This window comes from Spiroplasma attinicola, assembly GCF_023509825.1.
Taxonomy (GTDB): Bacteria; Bacillota_I; Bacilli_A; order Mycoplasmatales; family VBWQ01; genus Spiroplasma_D; species Spiroplasma_D attinicola.
In genome coordinates this window covers 588,021-601,752 of the sequence record NZ_JAKQXY010000001.1, presented here as the reverse complement: position 1 = coordinate 601,752, position 13,732 = coordinate 588,021, and the positions used below count along the sequence as shown (strand labels likewise).

Below are 13,732 nucleotides of genomic sequence, written 5' to 3'. Positions count from 1 at the left end.
ACTAACATAGAAACTTTAGATAACTGATATTTATTTAAGTAAATTATTTATTTTCTTTTTTATCACTTCAATTGAAAACAATCCCTTTTGGGCGAAGAAAAGAAATTAAGGCATCATGAATCCCTTGAACTCCTAATCCTGAATCTTTAACTCCCATAAATGGAAACAAATCAGGTCCTCTTTGGGTTTGGTCATTAATATTAACTGTTCCTGTATCTAAAGCATGAGCAATTGTCATTGCCGAATTAATATTTGTTGTAAAAATTGCTGCTTGTAAAGCATATTGTGAAGCATTAGCAATTTTAATTGCTTCGTCAACATTAGTAAAACTAATAATTGGTAAAACTGGACCAAAAGGTTCTTCTCAAGCAAGTGCCATTGATTGATTAACATTATCAACTAAAGTTGGGTAAATTAAATTCTTTTCAAATTTATTACCAGTTAAAATTTTTGCTCCCTTTTTGCTAGCATCATTAATCAAACCTTTAATATATTTAACAGTTTTTTCATTAATTACTGGTGTAACATCACAATCATCTTCAGGATTACCAACTTTTAATTTATTAACTTTTTCAACTAATAATTTAACTAATGCTTGTTTCACCTTTTGATCAACTAAAACTCGCTTAATTGCTGTACATCGTTGACCAGAATAACTAAAAGCACCTTTAATTATTTTTGTTGCTGTTAATTCTAAATCAGCATCTGCTAAAACAATTGCTGGATCTTTACCACCCATTTCTAAAATCAAATCAGTTCTTAATGATTTTTGAGCAATTCCTGTTCCAACTGCTGTTGAACCAGTAAAAGATATCACATTAATTAATGGATTTTCTACTAAAATATCACCAATTTCACTACCTTTACCACTAACAGCATTAAAAACTCCGGCAGGAATTTTTGCAACATTAGCCAATTGTGCTAAAAAAAGTCCTACCAAAGAACCTTGAGAAGCTGGTTTAAAAACAACACTATTACCAGCAACTAAAGCGGGAATAATTTTTGCAATTGATAAATTAACTGGATAATTAAATGGTGATATCGCTAAAACAACACCTTTAGGAACATATTGAAAAATACCGATTTTATTAGCAATTCCTCAACTATCACCAGTATATGTTCTTGGATGCATGCGTTTCATTTCTTCAAAAGTATATTCAATATAATCAATAGTTCTTGTAACTTCAGTTACTGCTGCTGTTTTACCTTTAGCAATTTCTAAAACTATTAAGTTAGCTATTTCTTCTTGGTATTCAACCATTAATTCTTTTCATTTATTTAAGACAGCAATTCGTTCCAATAATGGCGTTGTTGCTCAAGATTTTTGTGCTTTAGCAGCAACTTGATAACAATCATCAATTTCTTTTTTTGTTAAAGCAGGCACTTGACCAATTACTTCATTTGTAGTTGGACTAATGATATCAACTCATTTGCCATTTTGATAATTTTCTCCATTAATTAAAGCGTTAATTTGACGGACTTTATTCATAGTTTTTTCTCCTTTTATTTATCTTTAAAACTATTATAAAACTTTAAACTTAGTTTAAAGCAAGAACAATTGCTAATTATTTTTAATTGTACATATAATAAATTACTTAGAAACTGCTAGATGATTTTTTAAATAAAATCTTCACAAATGCTCTTTATCTTCCTTTGCATAATCAATATTAATTCTTTTCGCAGCAATGATATCTTCTTCGTTAACAATAAAATCATCAGCAATTAAAGTCAATTCTTGATTATTTAATAAAGAAATTTGATTTAAACTTCGATCAATTTTTAAAACCATTGCTAATTTTCCAGGACCACTAGCTAATTGTGCTAAAGGTTGTTTTCTTTTTGTTGGTTTAAGATAATCTTCAATAACTTTTTGACCACTAATAATTTCACCAGCACGAACTAAAACTGCTTGCGGATTTTCTTGAGCATTAGCAACAATATTAAAACAATAATACATACCATAAATTAAATAAATATAAGTTGTTCCGCCAATTTGATAAAGCGGTAAAGTTCTTGGTGTTTTACGAAATTGATAACTATGACTAGCTCGGTCATTAGCACCCATATATGCTTCCGTTTCAACAATTCGAACTTTTATTTGTTGACCATTAATTGTTCTAACTAAAATTTTACCTAATAAATTTTTTGCTAGTGAAATTGCATCACTAAGGAAAAAATCTTGATTAATAGTTGAATTTAACATTTTAAACTTTCTTTTTTCGTCTTTTAATAACTAAAATTGGAATTGCAATGGCAAAAAAGATAATTGCCAAAAAACTAATAAAAATAATAAGACAAATTCGGTTAATTTTTTTCTTATATGCTTCTAAATCATTTGGACTAACAATTTCATAGCCATAATAACTAACAATATTATTTTTTCGTTTTTTAAACAAAATAATACTCATCATATGAAAAAAGAAAAGTAGCCCCAAAATCACTGATAAAGTAATTGCCTCAGTTTTCAAATCTGGAATAACAACTGTTCAAGATTGAACAAAAAAAGTTATTTTTTGACCAGAAATTAATCAAATAATGGCAGTTGCAGCACCTAAAGTAACATATAAAAAACTATATAATCAATTAAAAATAATTAAACGACCATGAATTTTACGATAATTACGAATAATAAAATTTGGTGGCATTAAAGAACCTTTTAAAGTTCTTTCAATATATAAATTAACTTCTCTTTTCAAAGCAGTAAAATCAAGACAATTAACAACAAAAATCATTAAAGAAAAAATTATTAATGGAATTGTTAATACTGGATGTGGTGTATATTTTAATTGAAATTTAGTAAAATAAAAAGCAATAAAAACTGAACTAATAATCATAACAATTAAACTAAAAACAACCATCATTAATTGTCTTAGTTTTTCAATTTTAATTTCAAAACTAATTGCTTTAGGAATTTTAAAACCATTTTTTAAATTAAGTAATGCCATCTGATCAATATTTTGGTCTTTTTTTAAAGGTACTTCTTGTTGATAAAAATTATTTGCTTGTGATTGGTGAGTCTGATTTATGTGTCCTTGCTGATTATTTAAAGGTATGACAAAAGAAGAAGTCACTTGAACATTTTTAAGATCATGAACTTTATCTAAATTATTTTCATTTTGATCTAAAGAACCAGTAATTGGTGGAACAATATTATGAAAATAGTCATTCGAAACATCTGTTAATTTTTCATGACTTTGTTCTTGTTTTTGTTCAAATAACTTAGCAGCTAATTTTCATTTTTTCTTGGTCATTGAGAAACCCCCAATCTTAACGAATCTTTGTTTTTAGCTTTTTAGGTTGATAATCAAAATAAAAATTCTTTTGAATTTTAGAAATTTCTGTTTCAATTTCTAAAATACCTGCTTCTTGGTATTGACTCTTTTTTTCAAACCCTAAATATCCTTTAATTGATCTTTTTTTCTTTAAATACATTACTAATAAAATACCTAAAAGAATAAAAAAAATCAATAAAGCAATACCACCAGTAGTTAATAAAAATGTTAACATCGGGATTTTAATTCCCAAAAAATCAATAACAGGTGAAGAATCATTATAACTACTTATCATTTTAATACCTCAAAATAAAATGGTTTATCATTTTTATTATATCAAATTCTTTATTGAATAAGAAAAACAATAGTAAAAATATTTACTATTGTTTGATTACTAATATTGTTTTTCATAAGTTCAATCACTATTACGATTATATTTAGCAAAAACCCATTGACTTAAACTTGCTAAAATAAAAGTAACGGTAAAAAATAAAATTAAAAGTGTATAATCCAAAGCACGACGATTAATTAAAAATAAATGTTCATCTGGTCTTTGCAACTCAATTGCAAAACGAATTAGATTTCAACCAAAGAAATATAATCACATTTGAACACCAGAGCGCATTACTAAATAATTTCTTGGATTATTCAAATAATACAATTCTTTACTACGAGCACAATATGCTTTGCTAATTAAATAACTTTTAGTAATTCTTTTGCAATCATTATTTGTTAAAACTTCTGTTTTTTTTGTTTTGTATTTTTCACTTAGATTTTTAACAATAAATTGATCTGCTTGATAATTATAAAAATCTGACTTTCAATATTTACGTTTTAATTTTTGATTTTGATAAATTAAACTAATAGAAAGGTTTAAAAGTTTAAATGGATTCTTAATAAAAAAAAGAAATTTTTGGCGAAAACTAGTTGCTTGATTTTCCGTAAATAAAAAAATTGCTTGATTATTAAAAGTTTCTTGTTGATTAGAAAGTAACTTTGTTGTTTTAGTTTTTCTCTCATTAATAATATTGTTAAAAGTTAACAACTTATATTTCTCTGATGCAATTTTTCAAGGTTTTTTACTAAATCAACGAAATGCTTTTGGTAATACAAAAGTTAAAATTACTCAAAATCCAAGATTAGCTAGTGATTCATATAAGAAAATTGGAGCACGAAAAACATACTCAATCTGATTAGTAACCGGGTTCAATCCTGTTTCTGGAACACCAGAAAATAATTGAAACGAATTATCTCTAATAAATGCTGGTAATCAATTAATTGCAGCAATACCACTACCATTTAAAGTAGCACTATAACCAACAATTTGACCTAAAAGTTCATGATTATAAAAATTTCCTCAACGACCAATGACTTGACCTAATAAAACATTAGGAATAATACAATCACCATAAACAAATAAAGAAATCTTTGTTTTCTTTTTAAAAATGGCAAAAAAGATTAATCCAACAATTAAGCCAAATAAAACACCACCATGAATCGACATACCTGGTTTTCAAAAAGCAAATTTTTCTCAAAATCCTAACGGATTGTATGGATCAGTTTTACCAATTCAACTAGCACCAAATAAAGAAATTGGAATAATAAAAATTACTGATAAAGCTAAACCATCAGATGGTATTTTATATCGTCATAATTTATATCATGAAGCAAAAATTGCTACTACCATCCCAAATAACATCGTAAAAGCATAAACATGAAATCAACCATAATCAGCTTTAATACCTCATGGACCAACGAAACTATTTATCATAATATCTCAAATCCTTTTAATTAAAAAATATTTTTATTTTTAGACAAAAATGTCAAAGGACTAAAAAACAAACTATAACATAAATACCCTCTCTGTATTATACTTTGATATTAGAATATAATATAAAATAATTTTTTAGCAAAATCAGAAAGGTAAAATAATATGGCAATGCTAGTAGCTCATCGGGGCTTTCGTTCAACCAATGGGGAAAACCGAATCGTTGATTTCATCAATGCCTTAAAAACTTGTAAGGCAGTTGAATTTGATATTCGCATGACAAAAGATGAAAAAATCATTATCTTTCATGATAATGACTTCAAAAGAATTGGTAATGAAAACAAAACGGTTAATAGTTTATCTTATCAAGAAATTAAAAACCTTGACTTTTTTAAAAATAATCCTGATTTTTTACCACCATTATTGATTGATGACTTTGCTAAAAATTTGGCAAATAAGTACCAAGTAATTAATGTTGAAATTAAAGCAGAAGTTAATCGGAATTATTCAAACAAAGAACTTGAAATCATTTTTTCAGAAATTAAGAATCTTACATTTTATACTGAAGCCGAAATAATTGTTTCTTCTTTTAATCACAACCTTTTAGATGAAATTAACAAACGAATTGAATTACCAATAAAAACAGGTTACTTATTCAATACAAAAGAAAATTTTAATGAAAATTATGCAAAAAAATTTGATTATATTCATCCTTCAATTAAGAGTGCTTTAAATCAAAAAATGATTAGTAAATTAAAAATACTTAATAAACCTTTGAATATTTGAACATTTAAAACAAATAAGCAAGCAGAAAAAATTAATCAAATTTATCAAGAACAAGTTAAGGGTTATATTAGTGATATTAAAAATTTAAAATGAACTAAAGAAAAGTCTCATTAATTGAGACTTTTTATTTATTAAAATTATTCTATAGCGTAGCCATAACAGTTTGATTTATATTATTAAAATTTTGTAATTTTGTAATTTTCTTTTGATTAGCTTTTTCAATCACTTTTTCAATATCAATTTGTTTTTTTGTAATTAATTCTTGATTTATTAAAATTTTATATTCATAAATATTATCATAAATTAAATTTAATGTTTTTACTTGTAATTTTTCATCAATCATTAATAAAAAGGCAAAATTTAATTCCTTACATAAAAATTCATATTCTTTATCTTCTTTAAAGAATTCATCAAATGCTTTTTGTTCTTCTTCATTTATGCTATCAATAGTATTTTTTACTTTTGAAATTTCAATTGGATGATATTTTTTAAGTAAAAAAACTGAACTATCCAAATAAGATTCAACAAATTTTGGTGGCATTTTTTTATCTTTTTTAAGTTTATCAACATATTTTTGAGCAACAGTCATAATAACCATACTAATAAAACCATTTAATATTTCAAAATCAATCTTATCTTGCATAATCATAGTCCTCATTCCCTTTTATTATATCATCGTCTAATTTCTTATTGTTATTATTAACTGCCTCTTTAACTTGATTTAAATTTAAATTATTTATTATCAAATCAACTACCGGCTTCGCAGCATTAATAATATTAACTATTTCTTCTCTTGATATATTTTTATCTTTCATAATTTTTATCACTTCTGTAGTTAATTGAGCATTTATTATTTTATCATTTGCAATTGCTTGAGCTTTTCTATTTTTCTGATTTTCAATTTTAATATTTTTTAAACTACTATAATGAATTCAAAGATTAATCAAACCACCAATAAGTGCACCAACAAACCCAGCAATAAAAGATAAACCAATTTGAAGCGATTGGTTCATATTGTTATATATAAAAAATAGATTAATAATTTTTACCCCCTTTTTTAACCTTGCTACTATTTTAACTTAATGATTTTAAAAATGATAGCGAAGACTAAAAAAGTAATAAACTATTAAACTTTTGTTATATTTTTTTTATCAACAGATATTACCTAAATTAGACGCTTATATAATTTATATTATCAAAAAAATAGTTAATAAAAACTATTTTTTTATTTTTATATTAAAAATTTAAAACAACTAATAAACAAGAAACTTAATCCTCTTTCTTATTATCCAACTGATCTTTTAAAATTTTATAATTTTTGTAATTAAATCAAATATTATTATTTCAATGATATAACTTTTCATCAATTTCATCAGCTGTTAACAAACTATTAACAACAATATTAGGATTAAATAATTGTTCTCGACCAATCGCAACACCATCAATTCCTAAACTACAAGCATCAACAACATCTTTTCTAGAAGCAAAATTACCAACAACAATTACAGGAGTTGAAACTGCTGCTTTTACTTTAAGAGCTAATGGAATTCTAAATAATTTTGTTCCTGCTTCTTTAATTACTTTTGCAATATCTGGTCGATTAATTACTTCACCACTTGAAATATGGAAATAAATTACTTTATTTTCTAGTGCTTTCAATAATGAAATAAAATCTTCAACTTCCATTCCACCCTTACTATGATCAGAAATTGATAATCTAATGCCAATTGGAATTTTAACTTCTTTGCTAATTTCATCAACAATTTCAATAATTATTTTTGCTCGTTTTAAAATATCTTGATCATTTGTTACTTGATTAATATTTTTTGACAAGATTTCACTTAATAAATAACCGTGTGCGGCATGTAATTCAATAAAATCAAAACCTGCTATCTTTGCTCTTTTAGCTGCATTAACAAAACTAGTTTTTATTGTTGCTAATTGTTCAATTGTTAATAAACTAAATTTTGTTTGATCTAAATAATCATAATATTTTGTCACACCAACAGTTGGTATATCTAATTCTGCTTTTGCTCCAGCATGATTTAATTGCACACCTGCTAAAGCACCACCCATTTTAATAGCTTTAACAATCCTTTTAAATGGCTCAATGTGTTCATCTTTTCATAAACCTAAATCTTTTGCTCTAATTCTGCCATTTTCTGCTACAGCAGTTGATTCAATAATAATTGTTCCAGTACCACCATAACTTCTTGCACCATAATGTTGAATATGAAATTCATTTGCAAAACCATCATTTGCCATTAATGTATCCATTGGTGGCATAACAATTCTATTTCTTGCTGGTTTACCCTTAATAAATTCAAATTGATCAGTTAATTTCATAAGTTTTCCTTCTTTCTTTTAAAAATTTCATAATTATTTTTCATCATTTATTCATCAATTTCTAGAACTGCCAAAAAAGCTTCTTGTGGTAATTCAACATTTCCAATTGCTTTCATTTTTTTCTTACCTGCTTTTTGCTTTTCTAATAATTTTCTTTTTCTAGTAATATCACCACCATAACATTTAGCAATAACATCTTTTCTTACAGCTTTAACTGTTTCACGAGCTAATATTTTATTATTAATTGCTGCTTGAATTGCAACTTCAAAATTTTGTCTTGGGATAATTGTTTTTAATTTTTCACATAATGCTCTTCCCCTTTGATAAGCAAAGTCACTATGAACAATAAATGATAAAGCATCAACAATTGTTCCAGCAATTAAAATATCAAGTTTAACTAATTTACTTTGTTGATAATCAATTAATTGATAATCTAATGAAGCATAACCTCTAGAAACAGACTTTAATTTATCAAAAAAATCTAAAACAATTTCGTTTAATGGCATATGGTAAATCAAATTTCTTCGTAAGTGATCTAAATATTTTAAATCTTGATAAATACCACGTTTGTTTTGACATAATTGCATAATTGCACCAATATATTCATCAGGGCAAGTAATAATTACTTCAATAAATGGTTCTTCAATTTTTTTAATTTTTTGCACTTCTGGCCATTTTGCAGGGTTATCAATTTGAACAGTCTGACCATCATTTAACAATAAATGATAAATTACTGATGGTGCTGTAGAAATTAAACTTAAGTTATATTCTCGTTCTAATCTTTCTTTAATAACATCCATATGTAATAAACCTAAAAAACCAATCCGAAAACCAAATCCTAAAGCTTGTGAAGTTTCAGGTTCAAAAATTAAAGCAGCATCTGAAAGTTGCATCTTTAATAAACCTTCTTTTAAATCTTGATACTTATTAGTGTCAATTGGATAAAAACCACAATAAACCATTGGTTTTAATGGTTTATAACCTGGTAACGGTTTTAAGGCCGGATTTTTAACATGAGTAATAGTATCACCAACATGAACATCACTAATTACTTTAATTGAAGCTGCTAATCAACCAACTTCACCTGCTACTAATTCTTGTTTCTTAATTTCCTTTGGTGTTCTAACACCTAATTCAGTTACTTCATAAACACTATTCGACGCCATCATTTTAATTTTGTCACCAATTTTAATTGTTCCACTTTTAACACGAATAAAAACAATAATACCGCGAAATTTATCATAAAATGAATCAAAAATTAAACAAGTTAATGGTTTATGATCATCAGCATCAATTGGGTAAGGAATATTTTTAATTACTGCTTCTAAAACAGCACGAATATTTGTACCATTTTTAGCTGAAATTAATGGCACATGCTTCATTTCTAAACCTAAAATTTCATTTACTTCTTGTAATACTCTTTCAGGATCAGCATTAGGTAAATCAATTTTATTAATTACTGGTACAATTGTTAAATCATTATCCAATGCTAAATAAGCATTTGCTAAAGTTTGTGCTTCAATTCCTTGAGCAGCATCAATTACTAAAATTACACCTTCACAAGCAGCTAAACTACGAGAAACTTCATAAGTAAAATCAACATGACCTGGAGTATCAATTAAATGCAATAAATATTCTTCGCCATCTAATGCTTGATAGTGTAATTGCACACTGTTTAATTTAATTGTAATTCCACGTTCTCGTTCTAGTTCCATTGAATCTAATAGTTGATCTTTCATTTCCCTAGCACTAACAGCTTTAGTTAATTCTAAAATTCGATCAGCTAAAGTTGATTTTCCATGATCAATATGAGCAATAATGGAAAAATTTCTAATATGTTTTTTATCAATTGCCATTGATTTTCTCCATCAATTAAGTAAAAATTCATTTTTAATTAGTATTATAAATACTATCTTATTATCATAAATCATAACATAAGATATTTAATAACCCAATACTAATTACCTATTGCAAAAATAAAATAAAGAGTTAGAATTAGAAATTACAAGTAGTTTAAATCAGAACGAAAGGAAAGGGTTTTATGGCAGGAAATTGCAAGAAACCTTGTTATGGCTGCACCTGCAGTTGTACTCAAGCAGGAAAACATCCAAACTGTATGAATTGTAACAATTGTAATAATGAAGATAATCATTCAACTAAAAAATAATTAACAAGAACTTCTAAATTAAGAAGTTCTTTTATTTTTGTTTTCTCAAATAATCAAATTGCTGATCATTTCAAAAAGCATTATTAGTTTTATTTTGCCGATTAAACAACGAATAATAAATTAAAAGAGCAATAAGATAAGCAAACCCAGCTTGAATTGTATCAGTAATTAATTCATTAATAACAATCGCTCAATCTTGATAAATAATTAAATAATATAGTGGATAACCAAAAAGTAAAATTAAACTTGCTAAGAAAAAACTATAAAAAGAACTTCATCATCATTTTTTGATTGTTAGTAATTTAACAATAAAAAACATTAAAATTCTAATTAAAATTGTTGCAGGAATAATAATCATTTTGACACCACTAATTAAATCAAAAATTATTCCAGCAGTTGGCCCAGCAAATAACATCATTGGACCTGAAAATAAAGCACAAAAAGCAAGAAAGAAAGCATCAAATAATTGTAAAGTTGATGTACCACCAAAAAAACTAATAACTATTCAATTAAAAAATCAACAAGAAGTATAAGCAATAACAATTAATAAAGCAGTAATTAATCCTGTTGTTGCTAAATACTTAATTGATTTAAAACGATACATTAATTCACCTAATTATTTAAAAACTAAATCAACTTTTATTGGATTAATTTTAGAACCAAAATAGTTATTAGTATTAATAACCGTTTTACCAGCAGGCTGAATCTTCGTAATAACTATATCAAAATCAGTTGTTGCAACAAAAATTCCTAATTTATTAATTAAAGTAATTGTTCCAGGAGATTTTTTTGATGCTTGATTACTAATTGTTACTTGATGAATTTTATAAATAAAACCAGCAATTGTACTGTAAGCAATTGGTTGATCATACAAACCACGAACTTGGCAAGAAACTAATTTAGCAGCTTGCTTTCAATTAATTAATTCATCTTTTCGAGTAATATTAAAACCAAAGGTTACTTCGCTTTCATTTTGTTCTTGACTTTTAATTTTGCCATTAGCAATTGCTAATAAATCACTTTTAATCATTTTTTGTGCCAAAGCAATTAATTTTAACTGTAAAGAACTATAAGTTTCATTATTATCAATTTTAACTTTACCTTGACTAAAAATTGCACCTGCATCCATCTTTTGAACCATTTTCATTAAAGTAATTCCAGTTTCAGAAAAATTATTAATAACTGCTCATTGAATTGGCGCGCCACCACGAAGTTTTGGTAGTAAAGAAGCATGAATATTTAGTGGTAAAATTTTTGCCAACAGCAAAATCTTTTCTGGTAAAAATTGACCATAAGCACAAGTAATAATCATATCAATTGTTAACCTTTGTAAATTATCATACTCTTGAATAATTTTTTCCGGTTGAAATAATGTTATTTTTTTCGCTAATGCTAATTCTTTAACTGATGAAAAAACAATAGTTTGCTTTCGACCAATCTTGCGATCTGGTTGACAAACAACTCCAACAAGATTAATTTCTGGCATTGTTAGTAAAGTACTTAAAACTTCTTGAGCAAAATTATTAGTTCCCATAAATAAAATGTTAATTTTCTTTATCATGATGCTGTTTCTAATGAACTTTCTTTAAAGCGTCGCTTTGTTTCCGCTTCAACTAATCTTTTAATATGTCAAAATAATATTACCATAGCCAAAGTATCGCGAGTACAATAGTTAAGCATATTTTGATAAAAATTACTTTTTCAATTTTGCAAGGAAATATTATTTTCAACTCTTCTTCGAAAAACTTCTGAAGCCATATCACCTTTTCTAATTGCTAAATCTTGATAAGAAAAATCAGGAGCAAAAGCGGGTAAAGTTTTTTTAATTGATAAAGAACCAGCAAAATCTGATTTATAAACCTTAAATCCTTTAAAAAAATCTTGTAAATCAATTGTTAAATGACTAATTGCTTTTAAATCATGAAAATATTCTTTAAATTCAAACATTAAATTTTTTAAAATTCCTTTTTCAAAACTTTTATTATAAGCAACATAAGTTCCTAAACCATGAATTCTAGTCAAATCATGAACTAAATTTTTTACTAATTCAATTCGTGGGTCTTCTAAACCATCAGCTAAAAACTGATAATGTTTAATATTAGCATTAGTTTTAAAATCAAAATCTTTGTTAAGTAACACATGAACGGAATATTGAAAGACAATTTGTTGATAAGGCTTAGTATGATTGAATTTTGGAATTGCTGATTTCATTGTTTCAAAATCATACATATAAACAGGATATTGATAATTATTTAATTCATCTTGTAAGGCAGTAAGCGCCGATAAATCAATCACTTGTTCACCAAAATTTGCCACTTGATATTGCCGATAATGTAATTTATTATCAACAATAAAAGGTAATAATCTTTTATCTTGTAATGATAATAAATCTTCTTGATAAAATCATAATGCTTTTTTAGTTTTTCTTAAACGATATAATTGAAAAATTGTGTTAAAAGGGTCAAAATAATCAAAAATATGAAAACAAAATTGTTTTTGATCTTCATGACAATATTTATTAGTTAAAAAATCATAAACTTTATTAGGCTCGCTAATTGCTAAAATTTCACTAATTTTCTGATATTCTTGTGCTAAATTATGTTCAGCAAGTTCATTTTGAATTGAATCATATAAACTAAAACTTTTTTTTGTTGTTGGCGATTTTTGTCAAGTTGAACCATTGGCAATAAATAATGCCATTAAATCAATTTTTTCTTGCAATAAATAATTATTGTTTAAATACATAATATAAACATTAGTAATTCTTAAACCACATTTTGTTAAGATATCATATTGATATAATAAATCTCACATATGTTCTTCTTTAACTCAAGTGACAGCTTTAACTTCAATTAAATCTCAATCATTACCATTTCGTTTTAAAATATCACATTTTGTTACACAATCTTGATATTGAAATCTTGGTTCAAAAAAAACTTGATACTTTTGATTTTGAAAAATTATATCTTGATCAATAACTGGGTTAGTTTCAAAATTATAAGATTGATAGTTTTGTTGAAAATACCTTTGAGCATATTTACCAGTTTCTAAACCATCAGCAATCATTTCACCAGGATAAAAATCATCATCTTCAATATCTTGACCAAATTCTTGATTACTAGCAATTAAAGCTTCTAAATCACTAATTTTAGTAACTGGTTCATCAACTTTACTACTAGTTTTAGTATTAGTTAATTCAACGAAATTAAGAATTTTTTTTTCTTCAATTAATTTTTTTGCCAACTGATAATGTTTTTCATTCAAGAATCAAGTTAACTTTTGACACTCACGAAAATGTTTATAATCATCTTTATAAATTTTCATTAAATACTCCAAACTGAAAAATAATTTTATCTGTTTTTAATATATATGAAAGAAAAAAATATGCAAGTA

Annotated in this window: 14 protein-coding genes; 2 read left to right on the top strand and 12 right to left on the bottom strand. The window is 25.8% G+C overall.

Going from position 1 to position 13,732, the window contains the following annotated elements:
• Nucleotides 1-43: 43 nt before the first annotated feature.
• The 5 genes from LT335_RS02960 to LT335_RS04580 all read right to left on the bottom strand — a co-directional run bounded on the left by LT335_RS02960 (nucleotide 44) and on the right by LT335_RS04580 (nucleotide 5,043).
• A complete protein-coding gene (locus tag LT335_RS02960; RefSeq protein WP_249728542.1) occupies nucleotides 44-1,489 on the bottom strand; it encodes an NADP-dependent glyceraldehyde-3-phosphate dehydrogenase in 1,446 nt (481 codons plus the stop codon).
• A gap of 102 nt (nucleotides 1,490-1,591) precedes the next feature.
• Nucleotides 1,592-2,203, bottom strand: a complete 612-nt coding sequence (locus LT335_RS02955) for a DNA-3-methyladenine glycosylase (RefSeq protein WP_249728541.1) — start codon at nucleotides 2,201-2,203, stop codon at nucleotides 1,592-1,594.
• Nucleotide 2,204: 1 nt separating this feature from the next.
• The gene (locus LT335_RS02950; protein WP_249728539.1) at nucleotides 2,205-3,251 is read right to left on the bottom strand and encodes an MSC_0882 family membrane protein; all 1,047 of its coding nucleotides are present in this window, start codon (nucleotides 3,249-3,251) and stop codon (nucleotides 2,205-2,207) included.
• A 16-nt stretch (nucleotides 3,252-3,267) separates the two neighbouring features.
• Nucleotides 3,268-3,567, bottom strand: coding sequence for a hypothetical protein (locus LT335_RS02945; RefSeq protein ID WP_249728538.1), 300 nt, complete (start codon nucleotides 3,565-3,567; stop codon nucleotides 3,268-3,270).
• Between the two features lie 99 nt (nucleotides 3,568-3,666).
• Nucleotides 3,667-5,043, bottom strand: coding sequence for a prolipoprotein diacylglyceryl transferase (locus tag LT335_RS04580; RefSeq protein WP_249728536.1), 1,377 nt, complete (start codon nucleotides 5,041-5,043; stop codon nucleotides 3,667-3,669).
• Between the two features lie 162 nt (nucleotides 5,044-5,205).
• Between LT335_RS04580 and LT335_RS02935 the strand changes: the two genes are divergently transcribed.
• A complete protein-coding gene (locus LT335_RS02935; RefSeq protein ID WP_249728535.1) occupies nucleotides 5,206-5,940 on the top strand; it encodes a glycerophosphodiester phosphodiesterase family protein in 735 nt (244 codons plus the stop codon).
• A 28-nt stretch (nucleotides 5,941-5,968) separates the two neighbouring features.
• On the opposite strand, the gene LT335_RS02930 is transcribed toward LT335_RS02935, so the two are convergent.
• The 4 genes from LT335_RS02930 to lepA form a co-directional block, all read right to left on the bottom strand.
• Nucleotides 5,969-6,469, bottom strand: coding sequence for a hypothetical protein (locus LT335_RS02930; RefSeq protein ID WP_249728533.1), 501 nt, complete (start codon nucleotides 6,467-6,469; stop codon nucleotides 5,969-5,971).
• Nucleotides 6,459-6,839: a hypothetical protein gene (locus LT335_RS02925; RefSeq protein ID WP_249728532.1), complete on the bottom strand. Its 381-nt coding sequence runs from the start codon at nucleotides 6,837-6,839 to the stop codon at nucleotides 6,459-6,461. The genes LT335_RS02930 and LT335_RS02925 overlap by 11 nt, the downstream gene beginning before the upstream one ends.
• Before the next feature lie 256 nt (nucleotides 6,840-7,095).
• Nucleotides 7,096-8,172, bottom strand: coding sequence for an oxidoreductase (locus tag LT335_RS02920; protein WP_249728531.1), 1,077 nt, complete (start codon nucleotides 8,170-8,172; stop codon nucleotides 7,096-7,098).
• A gap of 47 nt (nucleotides 8,173-8,219) precedes the next feature.
• Nucleotides 8,220-10,022: a translation elongation factor 4 gene (gene lepA / locus LT335_RS02915; RefSeq protein WP_374982214.1), complete on the bottom strand. Its 1,803-nt coding sequence runs from the start codon at nucleotides 10,020-10,022 to the stop codon at nucleotides 8,220-8,222.
• Between the two features lie 191 nt (nucleotides 10,023-10,213).
• Between lepA and LT335_RS04280 the strand changes: the two genes are divergently transcribed.
• On the top strand, nucleotides 10,214-10,339 hold the full coding sequence (locus LT335_RS04280) for a hypothetical protein (RefSeq protein ID WP_283778547.1): 126 nt from the start codon (nucleotides 10,214-10,216) through the stop codon (nucleotides 10,337-10,339).
• Between the two features lie 31 nt (nucleotides 10,340-10,370).
• On the opposite strand, the gene LT335_RS02910 is transcribed toward LT335_RS04280, so the two are convergent.
• From LT335_RS02910 to LT335_RS04575, 3 genes are read right to left on the bottom strand one after another with little or no spacing between them, the layout of a single operon-like run.
• Nucleotides 10,371-10,943: an MSC_0063 family putative ECF transporter S component gene (locus LT335_RS02910; RefSeq protein WP_249728528.1), complete on the bottom strand. Its 573-nt coding sequence runs from the start codon at nucleotides 10,941-10,943 to the stop codon at nucleotides 10,371-10,373.
• 12 nt (nucleotides 10,944-10,955) lie between these two features.
• Nucleotides 10,956-11,900: a methionyl-tRNA formyltransferase gene (fmt, locus tag LT335_RS02905; RefSeq protein WP_249728527.1), complete on the bottom strand. Its 945-nt coding sequence runs from the start codon at nucleotides 11,898-11,900 to the stop codon at nucleotides 10,956-10,958.
• A complete protein-coding gene (locus tag LT335_RS04575) occupies nucleotides 11,894-13,663 on the bottom strand; it encodes a DUF2779 domain-containing protein (protein ID WP_249728525.1) in 1,770 nt (589 codons plus the stop codon). Before LT335_RS04575 ends, fmt begins: the two co-directional genes overlap by 7 nt.
• Nucleotides 13,664-13,732 lie beyond the last annotated feature (69 nt).